At 55.2% G+C, this 16,928-nt stretch carries 23 protein-coding genes; all 23 read left to right on the forward strand.

What is annotated here, in order from left to right; translation table 11 throughout:
- Positions 1 to 234: hypothetical protein (locus F5897_RS04545; protein ID WP_183304638.1), on the forward strand; the 234-nt coding region annotated here is incomplete at its 5' end.
- Positions 231 to 788 carry a hypothetical protein gene (locus tag F5897_RS04550; protein ID WP_183304633.1) on the forward strand — a complete coding sequence of 186 codons (558 nt, stop codon included), beginning with the start codon at positions 231 to 233 and terminating at the stop codon, positions 786 to 788. The genes F5897_RS04545 and F5897_RS04550, both read left to right, overlap by 4 nt.
- Positions 789 to 790: 2 nt before the next feature.
- Entirely contained in the window at positions 791 to 1,099 is a 309-nt protein-coding gene (locus F5897_RS04555) for a hypothetical protein (protein ID WP_183304634.1), read from the forward strand.
- Entirely contained in the window at positions 1,086 to 3,206 is a 2,121-nt protein-coding gene (locus F5897_RS04560; protein ID WP_183304639.1) for a hypothetical protein, read from the forward strand. The genes F5897_RS04555 and F5897_RS04560 overlap by 14 nt, the downstream gene beginning before the upstream one ends.
- Positions 3,199 to 3,801 (forward strand): hypothetical protein, encoded by a 603-nt coding sequence (locus F5897_RS04565; RefSeq protein WP_183304640.1) that lies wholly within the window; start codon positions 3,199 to 3,201, stop codon positions 3,799 to 3,801. Before F5897_RS04560 ends, F5897_RS04565 begins: the two co-directional genes overlap by 8 nt.
- Before the next feature lie 40 nt (positions 3,802 to 3,841).
- Positions 3,842 to 4,042, forward strand: a complete 201-nt coding sequence (locus F5897_RS04570; RefSeq protein WP_183304641.1) for a hypothetical protein — start codon at positions 3,842 to 3,844, stop codon at positions 4,040 to 4,042.
- A gap of 183 nt (positions 4,043 to 4,225) precedes the next feature.
- Positions 4,226 to 4,531 carry an HNH endonuclease gene (locus F5897_RS04575; protein WP_183304642.1) on the forward strand — a complete coding sequence of 102 codons (306 nt, stop codon included), beginning with the start codon at positions 4,226 to 4,228 and terminating at the stop codon, positions 4,529 to 4,531.
- Between the two features lie 299 nt (positions 4,532 to 4,830).
- Positions 4,831 to 5,091 (forward strand): hypothetical protein, encoded by a 261-nt coding sequence (locus F5897_RS04580; protein ID WP_183304643.1) that lies wholly within the window; start codon positions 4,831 to 4,833, stop codon positions 5,089 to 5,091.
- Positions 5,042 to 6,514, forward strand: coding sequence for a hypothetical protein (locus F5897_RS04585; RefSeq protein WP_221221293.1), 1,473 nt, complete (start codon positions 5,042 to 5,044; stop codon positions 6,512 to 6,514). Before F5897_RS04580 ends, F5897_RS04585 begins: the two co-directional genes overlap by 50 nt.
- On the forward strand, positions 6,511 to 7,911 hold the full coding sequence (locus F5897_RS04590; RefSeq protein ID WP_183304644.1) for a phage portal protein: 1,401 nt from the start codon (positions 6,511 to 6,513) through the stop codon (positions 7,909 to 7,911). The genes F5897_RS04585 and F5897_RS04590 overlap by 4 nt, the downstream gene beginning before the upstream one ends.
- Before the next feature lie 3 nt (positions 7,912 to 7,914).
- Positions 7,915 to 9,135 carry a VG15 protein gene (locus tag F5897_RS04595; RefSeq protein ID WP_183304645.1) on the forward strand — a complete coding sequence of 407 codons (1,221 nt, stop codon included), beginning with the start codon at positions 7,915 to 7,917 and terminating at the stop codon, positions 9,133 to 9,135.
- A gap of 2 nt (positions 9,136 to 9,137) precedes the next feature.
- A complete protein-coding gene (locus F5897_RS04600; RefSeq protein WP_183304646.1) occupies positions 9,138 to 9,473 on the forward strand; it encodes a hypothetical protein in 336 nt (111 codons plus the stop codon).
- A gap of 137 nt (positions 9,474 to 9,610) precedes the next feature.
- Positions 9,611 to 10,153 (forward strand): hypothetical protein, encoded by a 543-nt coding sequence (locus F5897_RS04605; RefSeq protein ID WP_183304647.1) that lies wholly within the window; start codon positions 9,611 to 9,613, stop codon positions 10,151 to 10,153.
- A 27-nt stretch (positions 10,154 to 10,180) separates the two neighbouring features.
- Positions 10,181 to 11,089: a phage major capsid protein gene (locus tag F5897_RS04610; RefSeq protein ID WP_183304648.1), complete on the forward strand. Its 909-nt coding sequence runs from the start codon at positions 10,181 to 10,183 to the stop codon at positions 11,087 to 11,089.
- Between the two features lie 14 nt (positions 11,090 to 11,103).
- Entirely contained in the window at positions 11,104 to 11,358 is a 255-nt protein-coding gene (locus F5897_RS04615) for a hypothetical protein (protein ID WP_183304649.1), read from the forward strand.
- 24 nt (positions 11,359 to 11,382) lie between these two features.
- Positions 11,383 to 11,811: a Gp19/Gp15/Gp42 family protein gene (locus F5897_RS04620; RefSeq protein ID WP_183304650.1), complete on the forward strand. Its 429-nt coding sequence runs from the start codon at positions 11,383 to 11,385 to the stop codon at positions 11,809 to 11,811.
- Positions 11,792 to 12,127 carry a hypothetical protein gene (locus F5897_RS04625; protein ID WP_183304651.1) on the forward strand — a complete coding sequence of 112 codons (336 nt, stop codon included), beginning with the start codon at positions 11,792 to 11,794 and terminating at the stop codon, positions 12,125 to 12,127. The genes F5897_RS04620 and F5897_RS04625 overlap by 20 nt, the downstream gene beginning before the upstream one ends.
- Entirely contained in the window at positions 12,120 to 12,392 is a 273-nt protein-coding gene (locus tag F5897_RS04630) for a hypothetical protein (RefSeq protein ID WP_183304652.1), read from the forward strand. Before F5897_RS04625 ends, F5897_RS04630 begins: the two co-directional genes overlap by 8 nt.
- A gap of 15 nt (positions 12,393 to 12,407) precedes the next feature.
- On the forward strand, positions 12,408 to 12,782 hold the full coding sequence (locus tag F5897_RS04635; protein ID WP_183304653.1) for a hypothetical protein: 375 nt from the start codon (positions 12,408 to 12,410) through the stop codon (positions 12,780 to 12,782).
- Between the two features lie 33 nt (positions 12,783 to 12,815).
- The gene (locus F5897_RS04640; protein ID WP_183304654.1) at positions 12,816 to 13,385 is read left to right on the forward strand and encodes a phage tail tube protein; all 570 of its coding nucleotides are present in this window, start codon (positions 12,816 to 12,818) and stop codon (positions 13,383 to 13,385) included.
- Positions 13,386 to 13,475: 90 nt separating this feature from the next.
- Positions 13,476 to 13,805 carry a hypothetical protein gene (locus F5897_RS07835; protein WP_221221294.1) on the forward strand — a complete coding sequence of 110 codons (330 nt, stop codon included), beginning with the start codon at positions 13,476 to 13,478 and terminating at the stop codon, positions 13,803 to 13,805.
- Positions 13,806 to 13,936: 131 nt separating this feature from the next.
- Positions 13,937 to 14,176, forward strand: a complete 240-nt coding sequence (locus tag F5897_RS07840) for a DUF5361 domain-containing protein (RefSeq protein WP_221221295.1) — start codon at positions 13,937 to 13,939, stop codon at positions 14,174 to 14,176.
- Between the two features lie 49 nt (positions 14,177 to 14,225).
- Positions 14,226 to 16,925 carry a phage tail protein gene (locus tag F5897_RS04650; RefSeq protein WP_221221296.1) on the forward strand — a complete coding sequence of 900 codons (2,700 nt, stop codon included), beginning with the start codon at positions 14,226 to 14,228 and terminating at the stop codon, positions 16,923 to 16,925.
- Positions 16,926 to 16,928 lie beyond the last annotated feature (3 nt).

Here is a 16,928-nt window from a genome sequence, read left to right on the forward strand (position 1 = left end):
GAAAAGCTTAACGAATTTCTTCAAGAATACGATAACGAAGCGCTATCTGCTGAACTGCAGGAGCTGCAGGAACGCTATACGGATCTACGCCGCATTGAGCGTGACACGGTGAAGTATTCTGCTTCTAAGCGTATGCTGTCGCAGATTCGCGCAGAGCTAGACACCGTTGCTGCTAGCTTGCAGCGTATCGAGCGCGAGCTGGCGTTGCGTGAACGGCAGGCGGTGCTGGTATGAGCACTTTCACTTCGCCTGTGTTTGATGTTTTCGCTGCGCCCGTGGATCCGCAGCCGCAGCCGCTGCAGCCGGCACCAGTAGGAGCTGAGCTGCTGCCATACGCGTATGATGACGTGCATCATGTTTTGCCTGTGTTTTTCGGCGCCGCCGCGCGCCGTGTACGTGTGGGCTACAGCCGCACCGTTGTCTCCTACAGCGTCGAAGACCTCACCGCCGCGCTGAGCTTACCTGCTGCGGCTCTCGAAGATTATCCTGCCGACTATTACAGGCACCGCGCTGATGGCACGATAGAGACCTTTTGGAGTTACGCGACTGCGGCTGGCGTTATTGGCGTTTACGCCGGCGCGGATGTGAAAAGCGCAGCTGAAGCGTTTCTGCATGTGTGCCGCACTACTGCTGATAATTGGGCGCGGTTCATGCTTAGTTCAAAAATACCTGCGCTGATTCGCGCGTCAGTGGGTCTTACTGAGCTGCAGCGCGAGCTCGAACAACATGAGAACGCGTTACGTAGCCGTTTTGTCCGGTCCGATAACCACGTACTGTTAGGTCTTTAGCCATGCAGGTTATGCAGGTCGACATGAGCAATCCTGAGCAGCGGCGCGCGGTTCGAGATTTAGAGCTGCTAGCGGCGGCTGTCGAAGCATACGACGCTGCGGCGGTGCAGCGCGTTGTGGACGCTTGTGACATTGCTGCGGTCGCGGTGATCGCTGCAAATGAGATAAACCGTTATCGCGGCTTGCAGTCGTTCCTTGACACGCCCGTGCAGCAGGTAAACGGCTGCCGGTGCGCATTTTTACGGTGTGCTTGGCAAGCTGCAGCAAAAGCAGACGAGTCAAAGCTAGGAGGTAGCCGTGCAAAACAGTGAGATTCCTCTCATGGGCTGGGAATCCGCCCACCTTTACAAGAACATGAACAACGAGCCGCCGCTGCTGTTTGACTATCCAGGTCTACCGGAATGGAAGATAGGCACGTATGACGCCTGGGAGATTGAGATTTGTCAGAAAGAGCTAACTGCCCGCTGGCTTTTTGCACGTGACCATGGTGTGGAAACCAAGCGGGGTGTGTGGCCACGCCCCGTACCAGAACACGCGCGCCAGGCTTACTATGACTTGGTGGAAATGCCGGCGTGGAAGGTTTGTGCACCTATTTTGGCGGCGCGTAAGCCGGAGCCGGCGCGGCGGCGTCACCCGATTCTTGATTCGCCATTCGCCAGTGCAGATTATAAGGCGGGGCTTAAGGCGCAGCTGCTTGCCGCGGGCGAGATTGACGACGACGGCTACTACATCGAGCCGACAGAGACCGGACCAGTCGTGCCGGCAGAATGGGGTGCACCAGCTGCACCAGTAGTGCCGGCTGTCTCGCCATGGCAGCAGCCTGCGCAACCGTCGGAGCAGATGCGGTCGCGCCTGGTGGTAGATCCACAGCCGCCCGCCGCCACTCCACCCGCTATGGCTGCAACGGTGCCGTTGCAAAACCTGGCACCAGTGGCGCCGGTGGCCACGCCTGCGCGTGAAAAAGTAGGCGGCACCATGCCAGCGGTCGCAATGACCTACATGGTGTATTTCGAGGAGCACGGCATTATTAAGGTTGGCCGCGCCTACAAAAATTCACGGTGGCGGTCGTTGGTGGCGCGCGGCGCGGAACTGATTTTCTTGGACCGCAACACTATTGCGAAACAGGAACAGGCAGCGCTTGCCCTGTTGCGGCAAGTGTTTCCGCCCGCGTTCAATAGTGAGAATGACGAGCTGGCGCAGCAGCTGTTACCGCTTGGCCGCGGCTTCACTGAGTGCTTCAAGGTTTCCTCGGTGGAGGAGTTTAATTTAGCTTTTAATCTTTACATGCAAGGAGTTGACAGCCATGCAGCAGAGGCGGCAGAGGTCGCTGCCGAGTATCGACTTCACAGAAAAGCGGCTCGCAGCGCTGCCGCCAGCGGTGAGGTTCACAGCGGCAGGAATGAGGATGCATGTCGACGACGAGGGTCGGTGCAAACTCGACCTGCGGCTGATACTGTCGACGATCTACAGGCACGATCCGCAGATGAACGAGGACGAGCTACAGTCACACCTGCAGCAGCTGATACAGAGCGGCTGGCTACATGCGTATCAGGCGCCGGACGGGGAATGGCTGGCACAGGTGGTGCCGTGGCCAGCAGTGCAGCATGCGAAGCCGTCACAGTTAGCGCCACCGCAAAACCTACCGGCAGCGGCGGCACCAGTGACGCCAACATCCGAGCAGACAACAGCAGCGGCAGCACCGAAGCCGCAACAAACGCCGCCACCACAGCCAGCCGTGCAGCAAACCTCGCAGACAGCAGAGCCGGAAATCCTACAGGCGGCCGAACCGGTGGCGGTAAACACTACACCGGTGGATCCGCAGCCGTCCGTAAACGGCGAGCTGACACCCGAACAGGTGCAAAAGCTGCAGGCAGAGTTCTACCTACAGCAGGCAAAGCGTACACCGGCGCGAGCTTCACTAAACCGCCAGGTGCTGGCGTCGCCGTTTTGTGCGAAGCATCAGCCTTACGGTACGGAGTCGGCGTGCGGTCCGTGTCGCACAGCGCGCTACAGCTACGAAATGCTACGGGAAGACCCGCACGCGGTGCGGGTGCCGCTCTCAACGCCGGACATGAACCGGGACGAGACGGACGAATCGGACGAGGAGTCGAGCGGCGAGCCGGAAACCACTACCACGCCGCGACAGGGCGCGGAGTACAGTCGCCGGCCGCAGTTCCCGGCGGAGCCGGAGACGGTAGCTCAGGACGGCTGGGAGCCGTTCTAAACAACCAGGCGCCAGAGTGCTTGAAGCCTGTTTTTAAGCGGGATTATCGCTTTCATGAAAGTTTCATGAAGGCTTCATGGCTGTGGCGCGAGTGCGCGCGTGCGCGTGGGAGCGGGCGTGCGAGTGCGCGCGTGAGGGCGCGAGGGCGTGTGGGTGGCCGGCAATTTTGTGGGAAGGAATTTCTAAGTGTCTGAGGTTTTTCGGGTCTGTGGTTGTGAAACCTTGAACGAGCTGTGCCTGCCTTGTCGGCGGCGGCTTAGTTGGCGTCTCGTTGATTTGGAATTCAGGTATCAGGTTTTGGTGGCGTCGCGGGTGCCGTCATCGAATCATGGCGAGGTTGGTGGCTCGCAGCTGGTGTCTGGCGGTTGCCCGCCGGTGTCAGTAGTTTTACTTGACGCACTGAAATCCGTTGAAGAACTTATCCTCGGCTGGGGCGTCTGGGTCCGTAACAAGCTACGGTTGCCACAAAACCCGGGGCTGACAGTGCCAGCAGTTTTTGATTTGCTGCACGACAGGTTCGACACTTTGACTGGAGTCTTTGAGACCCACCAGCTGCTGCGCGACTTTGAACAAACCTGCATTGAGCTTGAGCGTTTGTTTCCGGTCGATGCCGCGAAGTCGTATCAGCGCAGGCATTGTCCGTTGTGTACCCGTGACGAGGTTGTGTGCCGCTGGCCGGCAGGTCACGCGCCGGAGGTTTCGTGCACTGGTTGTGGCTGGTTTTTTGAGGTTGATTGGAGTGAGTTTTATGCGCCTGATAGGTTTGCGTACCGCGGCGATACAGTTTAACAAGGGCGAGCGGACGCTGCGCCGGTGGGTGGCTGAGGGTATGAAGCACCGCCGGGATAGCAAGAAATATATTTGGTTTGAACCTTGGGTCGTAGTGGCGTGGGTGCGCTACAAAGCCTTGGTTGATAACGGGCTGGAGCAGCGCCGTCGCGCTGCAGGGTTTGAGCTTACTGATGAAGAGAAGCAGCGGATTATTAAAACGTGGATCCGTGCCGGCGGCAAATTGCCGGAAGAACAATAGCTAGGAGCCGTGAGAAATTATGCGTGTCGTATTGTCGAGTTGCCTTGCAAATCAAGGGTGGCAAGGTTACACTTATAATAGCGCTACAGCTGCACCCCGGATAGAGGGGGTTGGCGGTGGCGCAGCCCACCAACTGTGTGGGCTTTTTGTTTACCCAGGCAAAGCTGATTACGAGGTGGCAGTATGGCTGGCTCCCGCACCGGCACCGCGGCATGGAAACAGCTACGCCGCCGGGCCCTGCACCACGCGAAACAAAACGAGATAACTCACTGCCGCTATTGCCGTGTCGAACTTACCTACAAAAACGGTACCGCGCCTAACGCTGCAACACCTGACCACATCGTGCCGTACGCTAAAGGCGGCACCGACGCTCTCTCGAACATTCAGATTATCTGCCGCCGCTGCAACAGCAGTCTCGGAGACAAAACCTCAAGAGCGCCAAGGAACACACCTGCTACATATACGCCGAAAACCAGCATTAATTGGTGAGATTATGAAACCAAAACCACTACCTGACCAGGGGTTTTATGGAACACCCCAGGGGGCTACCCCCTCCCTAGGGTGACCTCGTGCCCCACCGGCTGGATAGTGAATCTCTCCCCGGGTTCCCTAGTTTGTCGGGGTTACAGGAGGGTTAAATGAGTGAAAACCGTTGCCGAGTCTGTGCCACCAGTATAGCGCACCTGCGTGCAGACGCTCTCACCTGTTCCGGACGGTGCGCTAAAGCTTTTCAAAGGCAAAAACGCAAGGAAAAAGCCGCTAACGAAGTTTCTGAAATTGTCCGTACTATGTCGGATAAAACCGTGCTCGCCGCGGTACTTGACGGTGACGCGGAAGAACAGCTCAAGCAAATGCAGATCATCATCGCCGCGGCTATCGACGGCGCTCGCGAACGCGCCACCCCGGTTAAAGACCTGCCCGCGCTCACCCGCCGTCTACAAGAGCTAACCGAAGCTTTGGAAGCTCGGCAGGAGAAACAAGACGATAAAGGAGTGACGTATGTCTCACCGCAGCCGCTCCTTAAACCGGTCGAACTTAAAGCTGTCTGAGACCGCTCGCCACCTGTGCATCCCCGAAGGGGTTTCAACGACCAGCTGGCCGATGATTGAAGCCCGCTGCGAAGAATTCGGCGTCTTATTCGACCGCTGGCAGCAAGGCATCGGCACACTCGCCTTCTCCTACCGCGAAAACGGGTTCTACTCGTGCGGTATCGGCGGCGTGTGGATATCGATTCCCCGCCAAACCGGCAAAACCTATCTTTTCGGCTGGGCAGTATTTGCGCTCGCAAGCCTCGCCCCAGATCTAACAATCATCTGGACCGCACACCACCTGCGAACCAGTGATGAAACTTTTAACAAAATGGCGGCTATGGCAGAAAAAACAGCTGTCCGCCCCCATATTAAAAACATCCGCCGTGCTAACGGCCAACAGGAAATCCACTTCCACAACAACAGCCGCATTAAATTCGGGTCCCGCGCCTACGGCTTCGGCCGCGGCTTCGACAAAGTCGACATCATGGTATTCGACGAATGCCAAATCCTCACCGAAGCCGCGCTCGCCGACATGCTGCCAGCAACTAACGCAGCACCAAACGGCCTGCCAGTTTTCATGGGCACCCCTCCACGCCCTAAAGACCCCGGCGAAGCGTTCACCAGCCGCAGACAGGAAGCACTAGAAAGCGGCGACCCAGACACTCTCTATGTCGAGTTCTCAGCAGATAAAGACGCAAAAATCATCGACTGGAAACAACTAGAGCTAGCCAACCCCTCATATCCCCACCGCACCAAACGGCAAGCTATCGAACGCATGCGCAAAAACATCGGCAGCGACGATAACTTCCGCCGCGAAGCCTACGGCATCTGGGACGAGCTCGCAATCCGCAAAACAGTATTCACCCCAGACCAGTGGGACAACCTCAAAACCAGCACGCCGCCGCCCGCCGGCACAACCTGCTACGCGGTCAAGGTCACCCCAGACGGGTCGACCGTGGCGCTCGCGGCTGCTCGCCGTCCGGCTGACACTAGTGAGCCGGTGTTTATTGAAGCTATTCATGAAGCACCAACGGGTGAAGGCATCGGGTGGGTGATTGAATGGCTCGCTGCACGGCGTGACCGTGCCGCACAGATTGTTATCGACAGCAACAGCATGAACGGCTATCTGCTCGACGGTTTGCGCCGGCTGGGTGTGCGCAATAAACGACAGGTGACTGTGCCGACAGTGCGAGAGGTCATCGCCGCGCACGGCATGTTCCTACAGGCTGTCGTGGAAGGCACACTCGCACATTCCGGGCAGGAACTTTTAACTCGCGAAGTGCTTAGCGCGACCACTCGTAAGATTGGCAACAACGGCGGTTTCGGGTGGCAAGCCCCCGACGGTGAAACAGTAGCGGCCATGGAAGCCGCAACGCTCGCGTTTCATGCCGCGCGCACAACTACACGCAGGCCAGGAAGGAAACAGGTAGTAACAACATGACCCTGAACATTTCTACAAGCCTTGTTGCCGCGTCACAGGCGACTATCTCATACAGTGAGCTGGCGTTGCTGCGGAAACTCCTGGACAAGTTGACCGCGAAACGAGCAGGCAACAAAACCAATCAAGCCTACTACGACCAGAAGGTGCTGATTAAAGACCTTGGCATCAGCCTGCCACCGAAGTTTCGCAGCATGGAGAGCGTACTCGGTTGGCCAGCCAAAGCCGTCGATGTGCTGGCTGACCGTATCCAACTGCAGGGCTTTCAGATTCCCGGCTCAGACGACGCTTTCGGACTTAACGGTATCGCGCTTGAGAACGACTTTTTTAACGAGTTCTCGCACGCGGTAACCAGCGCGCTCACTCACTCTGTAGCGTTTATCACAGTCAGCCGCGGCATAGATCCACACGAGCCAGAAGTGCTATGGCTGACACGCAGCGCGTTTAACGCGACCGGTATTTGGAACGCACGCCGCCGCGCGCTCGACGCTGGCCTAACAGTCAACAAAGAAAAAGACGGCCAACCGCAGGAAGTCACCTTGTATCTGCCGGATAAGGTCGCAACCGTAGAACTGCTAGCGAACGGCCGCGCCCGCGTAGACATCCAGCCAAACCCAACCGGCCGCGTACTAATGGAGCCCCTAGTATATGGGGCTGACCTTGGCCGACCGTTCGGCAGGTCACGAATCACCCCGACAGTGAAAACCCTCACGGATTCCGCTATCCGCACTATCGTGCGCAGCGAGGTCGGCGCCGAATTCTATGCCACCCCGCAACGCTACGCTTTGGGCGCTGACGAAGAAGCGTTCGAGAACAAGTGGAGCGCGCTGCAGTCGAAGCTGTTGACTATCAGCAAAGATGAAGACGGCGATACTCCAACCATCGGGCAATTCCCGCAAATGAACATGCAGCCCCATACTGACCAGCTGCGCCAGTGGGCAGCACTGTTAGCAGCAGAGTGCAGTATCCCGCTTGACGAGCTCGGTTTTCCGAGCGATAACCCTGCTAGTGATTCCGCTATCCAGTCGCAACGTGACCCGCTCCGGCTGCGTGCAGATAGCGCGATCCGCGGCTTTCAGCAAACGCTCCGCCGTCTCGCTATCTCAAGCGTCCAGCTGCGCGACGGCAGCGTGCCGGAGGAACTGTTACAGGTTAAGGGCTGGTTCGCGCCGACCGTGCACACCACGGACGCGGCAGCAGCCGACGCAATCCTGAAACAAGTGACCGTTATCCCGTGGCTGGCTGAATCCCCTGTCGTGTTGGAAAAACTCGGCTACAGCGCAGACGCTATCCAACGCCTACTCGCTGACAAACGCCGTAATGCTGGCACACTTGCGGCTCTAATCAACCAGCAACAAACTGAACCACAACAAGAGAGCACCAAAAACACGGAAGGTTAACATATGCCAACCCGAGATGACATCGACGAATTGGCAGCGGCACGGAAAACTATCCTAGAAGCCGCCGCCGGGCAAGTTGATACTATCTGGGATAGCCGGCCTAAAAACATGACAAACGCGGAATTCGTTGCCGTCCTAGAGCGCGATATACCGCAGCTGCTACACGACTACGTTGACACTATCGCCACGGTAGCTGCCGACTGGTACGAACACCAAAGAGATGCTGAAGTTTCAGCCCGGGAAATAGAATACTTCCGTGCGGCGCTCGCTGACTATCCACACCCCAGAGCAGTAAAAGACAGCATCAGATCTAGTTGCCGGCATTTATTTTCGAAAAACCCCCAACCAGAGGTTGCTTTACAGGAGCTAAAAAGTAATATAGCTAAACATCTGATACAGTCCGAAAGACAAACAATCACAAGAAACGTTGCCGCGGATAAACAAAAGCCTCGTTTTGCTTTAGTTCCCGTCCCGCCTATGACATGTGCCTGGTGCACGTTGTTAGCATCGCGTGGCTGGGTGTACCGTGACCATGACGACGCTTTCATGTCCACTCATGATGGCTGCGATTGCAGCATTGTGCCAGCATGGGGTAACATTGCCCCGCGAATACCAGGATATGACCCAGATAGCTACTACGACATGTATCAAACCGCAGTCCGCAGGGTTAAAAACGGCACTGAGAAAGAAATAGCTGCGAAAATGCGTAGCTTATACCCTGGCGCTTTTACTGACGGGCACAAAGTAAAAACACCTGGTGCGTTCCGCGACACTGGCATCAGCAAGCACGATTGGGCAAAAAACAGGCGTGCTATCGCAAAATACGCGAAACAGCTCGCTGCTAGTAGAGGTGAAACCGCAGCAAACTACCTACTGCCGCCTCTAGAACCAACACCGCTACCCTTCCCATGGGACGAAAACAAATACTTCCATTTCAACGCCTGGAAGTTTAACCACATTCTTTACGGCGATATGAAAGGGGGCGGCCACCTCCATAAGTACAACTGGCGCGAGGGCAAAACTGCTTTCCCCGAAGACTGGACACCAACTGATGTCGCACTAGCAATCCAGTCCGTTGTAGAACAGCAGAAAAAGGCAACTCCGCAAAATCTAAGATTCTTAGAAGGCAGTTACGAAGGGGTTAAAATCAAGGTAATATTGAATAAAAGTATTGACTCGGCAGATGCAGAGATTATCTCTGCGTATCGAATAACATTGGAGTAACTATGGATAAATTTAACTCTGAATCGCCAATGTTTTCTGCTGACTCAAATTTCAACTTCATTGAAAAATGGCTCGACCACATGTACAACGAGCATATTATTGACCGGCAGGCGGCAGAAACCACTCTGGATATCCTGCGCAACGACTTACTCGCGGGAATCATTGTCACAGCTTCTTACGCTATCGAGCACACCAAAAAAACCGGTCAGCTCATGCCAGCGTGGATTACAGACACTTATCGAGAATTGTACAATGCAGACTCATGGCTATTGGATAAAGACTACAACGAGTATATGCAGGTGCAGGAGGAAGCGAAGAAAGCGCTCGCTGCCGCCTAGTATCGTAGGCTTTAACTGATTAAACCCGCCCCTCGTGGCGGGTTTTTTCATACCCAATTTTGACCCGTCACAGCCGCGGGGTAAACACGGCTGCCCACAAAACATCACGCACACTGGTGCGGAAAGGAAACCCTATCATGGCTGAAAACACCAACACAGCAACCACCAACACTGGCAGCACCAAAACCACCAACACTGCTGACACCAGCGACACTGATAACGCTGAGTTCACAGCGATTACAAGCCAGGAACAGTTAAATAAGATTCTTGGCGACCGGCTGGCGCGTGAACGCGCGAAATACGCTGACTACAGTGAGCTGCAGGAAAAAGCAGCAAAGTTTGATGCCGCGGAGGAAGCCGCGAAAACCGAGCTGGAAAAAGCCCTGTCTCGTGCAGAGAAAGCAGAAACCCTGGTGAAAGAGTACGAGACCCGCCAGCAGGTCGAAGAGTGGAAACAGCAGGTCGCTAAAGAAACCGGTGTGCCGGTAGAAGCTTTGCGTGGATCCACACTCGAAGACCTGCAAGCGCACGGTGAACAGCTTAAAACCATGATTGGCACACAGCAACAGCAGCAGGCTTCGAGCACTGTTTATCTCCCGCGTGAGGGTGAACCGGAGCGGGACGCACACGCGTTAAACGGTGATGGCCTGTTGGAAAGCCTGCTGAAACTCGTTAAATAACCAATTTTTTTTGAAAGGAACATGACTATGGCAATCACTGCCGCAACCACGCTTGAGAACCTGAAAGGTTTCATTAAGCCAGACCTTGCCGAACCATATTTCGCTGCCGCGCGCCGCGCGTCTGTTGTGCAGCAGCTCGCCCGCCAAGTGCCGCTAGGAATCAACGGTATCGAAGTGCCTATTGTGACTTCTAAAACCAAGGCTCGCTGGGTAGCTGAGGGCGGGAAGAAGCAGACGACTGAAATGGGCATGGGAGTGAAGGCGATGAAGCCGCAGAAGCTTGCTGCAATCGCTGTCACCTCTGCAGAGGTAATCCGCGCAAACCCGGCAGGTTTTATGGAACTTTTGAAAGACGACCTCGGCGAAGCCTTCGCGACCGCGTTCGACCAAGCCGTGCTATTCGGCACCGAAAGCCCCTTCGGGTCCGACCAGCACCTAGCAGCCACTTCTAAGAGTGTCGCGCTTGGCACCGCTCAGCAGAACAAAGGCGGCTTGTACGCTGACGTTAACGGCGCGCTTAAAATCCTAAGCGTTGCGCGCAAAAAGCTCACTGGTTTCGCGTTCGACGAAACTGTCGAAGCTGATTTCAACAGCGCGGTGGACGCGAACGGCCGACCACTGTTTATCGAGACTCCTCTCGAAGACGCGGCCGCCCCGTTCCGTGCCGGTAAGCTGCTAGGCCGCCCTGCCTTTGTTGGTGAAGGTGTCGGTAACACCGAAATCGCTGGTTTCGCAGGTGACTGGTCCAAAATCATCTGGGGCACCACGGGCGGCATCACTTACGATGCCACAGACCAGGCGACTGTGACCATCAACAACGAGTTAGTGAGCCTATGGGAGCACAACCTCGTCGCGATCCGTGCGGAAGCTGAGTTCGGTTTCATGAATGCGGACAAGGACGCATTCGTGAAGTTCACCGGCGGACGGGAGCTCTAAAAATGGCTATCAAGATGGAATCACCACAAGGAACAACCGTTGAAGTTGACGAAGCGCTCGCAGAGATTCTGAAAGCGCATAAATACAAGGTTGTGCAGCGCGACGCCGCTACCTCTGATAAACACACAGGTGCGGCTGTTGTAGAGCCGCCAGTGGACTTACCAGAACCTCCGGCAGAGGACGCGGCGGAAACCTCAGACGACACTGTAGAACCTCCGGCGGCGGAAACCGCGGCCGCGCCTACCGCTGCTAAGCGCGGCAAGAAATAACTACAATAGGGAAGGGCGGGAGTGATGACCGACACAGATTTTCAGCCTTGGGCAACACTAGACGATATAAAAAAACGTTGGCCAGAGCTCCCGCCCGACCGTGAACAGCAAGCAGAAGTGCTATTAGAGGACGCTACCCAGTACGTGCTCGATATCGCACCGTTCACGGCAGCAAGCCCAGCAGCCACCCGCCGCAGGATTATCTGCAGCGTAGTCCAACGCGCACTGCAATCTAAACTCGCTGGCGCAGAAGACACCACCGGGGGTTTAGGCGGAGGTTTCGAGACGCTGCAAATGAGCGCAGGACCATATTCCTCCACATATAAGCCATTAAACCCCGCTGGGGATTTCTTCCTTACTCGGCAGGAAAAACTCGCGCTCGGTATCGGTAAACAACGCGCAGGCAGCATCGACCTACTAGAAGGAGCCAATCATGCAGGGCGAAACCGTTGAAGTGCTCTCCCGCACACCAGCAGGCGTTGACGAAGGCAACAACACCATTTGGCAAGAAACCTCCGAAACCGTCCACAACGTGCTCGTGGCACCTTCTTTAACCACGGATAAAGAGGGCTCAACCCGGGTAGACGGTATCGAGGTCATCTTAGAGCTTCATTTTCCAAAAACCTACATGAAATCGCTCAGGGGCGCGCGCGTGCGGATCCGCAACCTGCAACCCTTCACAGTCATCGGTGACCCGCAACCATACACTGATGCCAACACCCCAGGCCGCTGGAATCGACCTGTGAAAGTAGGGCGCGCCGATGGCTAAAGACTTCATCCACGTGTACGTGAAACGCACTGGCGCCGCGGCAGTCCGCAACCTACCCGGTGTAACCCGTCTGCTTGAACAGCAAGCAAAGAAAATCGTTGCTGCCACCGGCAAAGATGGATACGCGATAACCGTGAAAAACGGCAAAACCCGTGCCCGCGCCCGCGTATCAACAAAAACTTACGCCGCCCGCCGAGAGGAACACCAGAACAACACCCTCCTGAAAGCACTCAAACAAGCAGGCGGCAAAACCATCAAAAGATAACAACAGGGAGACCCAATGCATCCAAACCCTGAACTGTTACTAATCAAAACCATAAACACTAACACCACACTGCAAAACGCACAACTAGCCGCCTACCTCAACATTCCAGAAACCCGCCCCCAACAGTTCATCACAATCGAACAAGTAGGCTGGCTCACCCGCAACCAAGTAAGCTACGCGGCGCTCGCTGTTCAGGTGTGGGCGGAAACTCGGCTGGTTGCGTCTAAGCTCGCGCATTTGCTGGCGCGGGTGTTGGAAGCTCAGGAGCTAGTTCATCCGCAAATCGCGGGGGTAGAAATTGAGAGCATTTATAACTTTCCTGACCCTGTGAGCACACAGCCGCGCTATCAGTTGACTGTCACTGTGGCGTTGGTCGCTGCTGATTCGTAAAATTTTTGTCCCATTTTTTGAAAGGAACCTTTTATGTCTACAACTACTACTAACAATGCTGCCAATGTTTCGGTTGGCAAGCCTAAAGCCGCTGGCGGTATCTATTTTGCGCCTGCAGGCACGACTTTGCCTAACGACGCGAAGACCGCGCTCAAATCACAGTTTCAGGGGCTCGGTCTCGTCTCAGAAGATGGTTTGACCAACTCTATCGAAAAAGATAGCTCCGATATTAAAGATTGGAGTGGTCAGACGGTGCTGAAAATTGTTAGCGGCCGAACAGAAACTTTCGAGCACACATTCATCGAAACCAACGAGCATGTGATGAAACAAGTTTACGGCCCCGCGAACGTCTCCGGGGATATCACCAACGGCCTAACTGTGCTGCACAATGACAAAGAGCTACCGACGGGCGTTTACGTTTATGAGATTCTACTCACCGGCGGACGGGTCAAACGCATCGTGATTCCTAATGGGCAAATCACCGAGATTGGTGAAGTTGTTTATCAGTCCGGCGAACCCATCGGCTACCGTGTGGTGATTACCGCATATCCTGACGCTGCAGGCAACGCCGCATACGAATACATCGCAAGCCTAGCAAGTTAACAAAATCCCCCTGACTGGTGGCCGCGCCGCGTGCTCCCGGCGCGCCCACCCCCTATTTTCTGGAGCACAAAACACTATTAGGAGCATAAAATGGCCAACAAAAAGAACAAGAAAAAGCAAACCAAAAACACGCAGCAGCGTCAGCAAGTCGTCGTAGACGGCGTTCCACTATGGATTGACACTGCCGCGCTTGACGATATCGAGATTCTAGAACAGCTTGCTGCCGCGTCCGACGGATCCGACCCGTTCGCTATCGTAAAAGTGATGCAGTCAATGCTTGGCACGCGCGGCTACCAGCGCGCCAAAGAACACTGCCGCGACAAAACCACCGGCCGCACCTCAGCAAGCAAACTCGCCGATTTCTTCGCCCGAGCCATGCAGGCGGCCGTCCCAAACTCCAACAGCTCGCAGCACTCTTAACCCTAGAACCAACACTGCTGCGAGCCGACCTGCAACGTTTCTATAATCTCAACCTGGATGATTTAGGAACAAAATACAGTGTCCGACACCTAGCCGCTTGCGCCAGCAACCTCCCACCGGAATCCGCGGTTATGCGCAAAATCGCGCCCGACCAATCCCCCTGGGGACTCACAGAGCTACTGCTAGCCGAGCTAGTAGACGTGCAACGGTGGATCGCTTGGAGTAAAACAAAAGACGGTCAGAAAAACCGTAACCGGCCGGAACGCATCACCCGGCCAGGTGTCGAACCGCAAAAGCAGCGAGCAGCCGAAAACCTAACAGCGTTCGACATCGACACCGTGAAACAAAAACTCGCTGCACCTCGCGTCTAAGCCGCCTAACATGGGCGGATTTTCTTATACCCAAAAAGGAGAGCCGCCCATGTCTCAACTAGGCATTGCCTATATCCAAATCATCCCGTCACTAAAAGGCGCTGCAGAACAAATCCGCAAAGCCCTAGGCGACGATGCCGCCGTGTTCAAAAAAACCGGTCAAGAGGTCGGCGGCGGCATGATGAACGGCCTACAAAACGCTGCAACAGCTGTCACCGGCGCGCTTGCGGCTGGTCTTGGCACCGCCCTAGTTAAAGGCTTTAGCCGGCTGAATTCTATTGACCAGGCGAAAGCGAAATTACAGGGTCTTGGCGCTAGCGCCGAGACTGTTGACCAGGTGATGAAAAACGCGCTCAGCAGCGTTAAAGGTACCGCGTTTGGGCTTGATAGCGCGGCTACCGCTGCCGCGGGCGCGCTGGCCGCTGGTATTAAACCAGGCAAAGAGTTAGAGCGCAACCTTAAGCTTGTTGCTGACGCGGCGACTATTGCCGGCACGGACATGGGCAGCATGGGCGCGATTTTCAATAAGGTTGCCGCCAGCAACAAAGTGCAGATGGATGTGATCAATCAGCTGCATGACGCTGGTGTGCCAATTCTGTCGCTGCTTGCTAAGCAAATGGGTGTGACCGCTGAGGAAGCCGCAAAGATGGCTTCCAGCGGTGCTATTGATTTTGCTACTTTCCAAGCCGCCATGGAGCAGGGGCTCGGCGGCGCAGCCCTGTCATCAGGTAACACTTTCGCTGGCGCGATGGCTAACGTTGCGGCTGCGCTCGGTCGTATCGGTGCTGGGCTGCTTGGCGGTATTTTCCCGAAGCTCGCGCCGCTATTCCAGGCGGCGCAGGCTGCTTTGGCGCCGTTGGAAGAAAAAGCTAAGCAGCTTGGTGACGCAATCGGCAATCATATCAATCCGTATATTGAAAAGCTCACGACTTTCCTGTCTGCAGCGGAAATTGAATTCGGTCAGTTCACTACTGTCATCGGTCCCTTAGCTGCAGCTTTTGCTGCGCTTGGAGCAGGTGGCTTCGCGCCGCTGATCTCGTCTATTCCAGGCCTTAGCGGCGTCGCGGGCGTCTTAACCCGTATCTCGTCACCAATCGGTCTTGTTATCGCTGGAATTCTAGGGCTTATTGCTACTTCGCCAGAGCTGCAGTCAGCTTTCGGCACGGCGCTTGCGACAGTGTTAGATGCCGTGTTGTCTTTGGCGGCGACTTTTGAGCCTTTCTTGAACGCGCTTATTGCGGCGTTGCCTGCGGCTGCGGCTGCGGCAACGGTTGTGTTGTCTGGGCTGGCAGCCGTGTTGGTTGAGGTCGGTCATTTTATTAAAGACAACAAGGAAGTGCTGGGTGTGCTGGTTGCTGCCCTTGTTGCAGCTACGGCGGCGTGGAAAACGTACATGTTTGTGAAGAAAGCACACATGGCGTTAACAAAAGCTTGGACTGCGGTACAAAAAGCCGCGGCTGCAGCACAGTTAGCGTTAAACACGGCAATGCGCGCTAACCCAATCGGCGTGATTATTACCGCGGTAACCGCGCTAGTTGGCGCACTGGTGTATTTCTTCACCCAGACCGAGCTAGGTCAGGAAATCTGGCAGAACCTGATGACGTTCTTGTCCGAAGCGTGGACAAACATCAGCAGCTTCTTAACCGACCTGTGGAATAACCTCAGCCAGGTTTTTATTGACGCTTGGAACGCGGTTAGCCAGTTCTTCACTGACCTGTGGACTGGCATCCAAACGTTCCTGCAGGGCGCGCTGCAGTTCATTATGGATCTATTCCTAAATTGGACTGTACCGGGCCTGATTATCTCAAACTGGGAAACCATTTCTCAGTTTTTCCAGGACGTATGGAACAACATTGTTAGTTTCTTCGAGACTGCTTTGCAGTTTGTGCTGGACCTGTTTTTGAACTGGACTGTCCCTGGCCTGATTATCAAGCATTGGGATGACATCCGGAACTTTTTCCAGGACGTGTGGAACAACATTGTTAGTTTCTTCACTACTGCTACAACGAATATCGGCACTGCTGTACTTAACTTCCTAAACGGTATCAAAACCGTTTGGGAAACCGTCTGGAACGCGGTAAGCAGCTTCTTTAAAGATGTATGGAACAACATCGTTAACAGTGCTATCGGCTTCGGCAACATGCTTCGCAACAAGTTCGACGAGGTCGTATCGTTCGTGCGATCCGTGCCGGAAAAAATCATCGGCTTCTTTACCGGTCTTGGCAACCGACTTTACGAGTCAGGCCGCGCCCTGATTCAAGGTTTCTTGAACGGTATCAAGTCTGCCTTTGAATCAGCGAAGAGCTTTGTTGCTAACGGCCTGCAGAGTATCCGCAACTTGTTTCCTTTCTCGCCAGCGAAAGAGGGGCCATTTTCTGGCCGCGGCTGGGTTGCTTATTCGGGTAAATCGGTTGGTGAAACTTTCACACAGTCGATTGCTGAAAGTATCAAGCGCGGCCGTAAAAGCATTAGCGGTCAGCTGGATAAGGTGCAGCATGATTTTGCTGATTTTCAGAACCAAAACTATAGCCTGTCAAGCAGTGTCACTAGCTCGGCTTTCAATCCGGGCGAGTTCGCGGCGCCTGGCTTGTTTGGATCCACCGAAAAATCTAGCGAGATTGTGTTAGCCATTGCGGGTGATGACGCGGCGCGGTTCCGTGCTTGGGTCGAAGCGCGCGGCGCAGAGGTTGTGGAGCGTTTCGCAGCACCGCTTAGCGGCAACCGGCTAGCTGCACAGTTAGGAGTATAAACT

The sequence above is a fragment of the Canibacter oris genome, assembly GCF_014197205.1.
Taxonomy (GTDB): domain Bacteria; phylum Actinomycetota; class Actinomycetes; order Actinomycetales; family Microbacteriaceae; genus Canibacter; species Canibacter oris.

Excerpts from the sequence above, each read along its gene's own strand:
- F5897_RS04610 (WP_183304648.1), top strand. The coding sequence starts at position 10,181 with ATGGCAATCACTGCCGCAACCACGCTTGAGAACCTGAAAGGTTTCATT.
- F5897_RS04550 (WP_183304633.1), top strand. The coding sequence starts at position 231 with ATGAGCACTTTCACTTCGCCTGTGTTTGATGTTTTCGCTGCGCCCGTG.
- F5897_RS04585 (WP_221221293.1), top strand. The coding sequence starts at position 5,042 with ATGTCTCACCGCAGCCGCTCCTTAAACCGGTCGAACTTAAAGCTGTCT.
- F5897_RS04570 (WP_183304641.1), top strand. The coding sequence starts at position 3,842 with ATGAAGCACCGCCGGGATAGCAAGAAATATATTTGGTTTGAACCTTGG.
- F5897_RS04650 (WP_221221296.1), top strand. The coding sequence starts at position 14,226 with ATGTCTCAACTAGGCATTGCCTATATCCAAATCATCCCGTCACTAAAA.
- F5897_RS04555 (WP_183304634.1), top strand. The coding sequence starts at position 791 with ATGCAGGTTATGCAGGTCGACATGAGCAATCCTGAGCAGCGGCGCGCG.
- F5897_RS07840 (WP_221221295.1), top strand. The coding sequence starts at position 13,937 with ATGCGCAAAATCGCGCCCGACCAATCCCCCTGGGGACTCACAGAGCTA.
- F5897_RS04600 (WP_183304646.1), top strand. The coding sequence starts at position 9,138 with ATGGATAAATTTAACTCTGAATCGCCAATGTTTTCTGCTGACTCAAAT.
- F5897_RS07835 (WP_221221294.1), top strand. The coding sequence starts at position 13,476 with ATGGCCAACAAAAAGAACAAGAAAAAGCAAACCAAAAACACGCAGCAG.
- F5897_RS04595 (WP_183304645.1), top strand. The coding sequence starts at position 7,915 with ATGCCAACCCGAGATGACATCGACGAATTGGCAGCGGCACGGAAAACT.
- F5897_RS04625 (WP_183304651.1), top strand. The coding sequence starts at position 11,792 with ATGCAGGGCGAAACCGTTGAAGTGCTCTCCCGCACACCAGCAGGCGTT.
- F5897_RS04615 (WP_183304649.1), top strand. The coding sequence starts at position 11,104 with ATGGAATCACCACAAGGAACAACCGTTGAAGTTGACGAAGCGCTCGCA.
- F5897_RS04580 (WP_183304643.1), top strand. The coding sequence starts at position 4,831 with ATGTCGGATAAAACCGTGCTCGCCGCGGTACTTGACGGTGACGCGGAA.
- F5897_RS04620 (WP_183304650.1), top strand. The coding sequence starts at position 11,383 with ATGACCGACACAGATTTTCAGCCTTGGGCAACACTAGACGATATAAAA.
- F5897_RS04635 (WP_183304653.1), top strand. The coding sequence starts at position 12,408 with ATGCATCCAAACCCTGAACTGTTACTAATCAAAACCATAAACACTAAC.
- F5897_RS04640 (WP_183304654.1), top strand. The coding sequence starts at position 12,816 with ATGTCTACAACTACTACTAACAATGCTGCCAATGTTTCGGTTGGCAAG.
- F5897_RS04590 (WP_183304644.1), top strand. The coding sequence starts at position 6,511 with ATGACCCTGAACATTTCTACAAGCCTTGTTGCCGCGTCACAGGCGACT.
- F5897_RS04575 (WP_183304642.1), top strand. The coding sequence starts at position 4,226 with ATGGCTGGCTCCCGCACCGGCACCGCGGCATGGAAACAGCTACGCCGC.
- F5897_RS04605 (WP_183304647.1), top strand. The coding sequence starts at position 9,611 with ATGGCTGAAAACACCAACACAGCAACCACCAACACTGGCAGCACCAAA.
- F5897_RS04630 (WP_183304652.1), top strand. The coding sequence starts at position 12,120 with ATGGCTAAAGACTTCATCCACGTGTACGTGAAACGCACTGGCGCCGCG.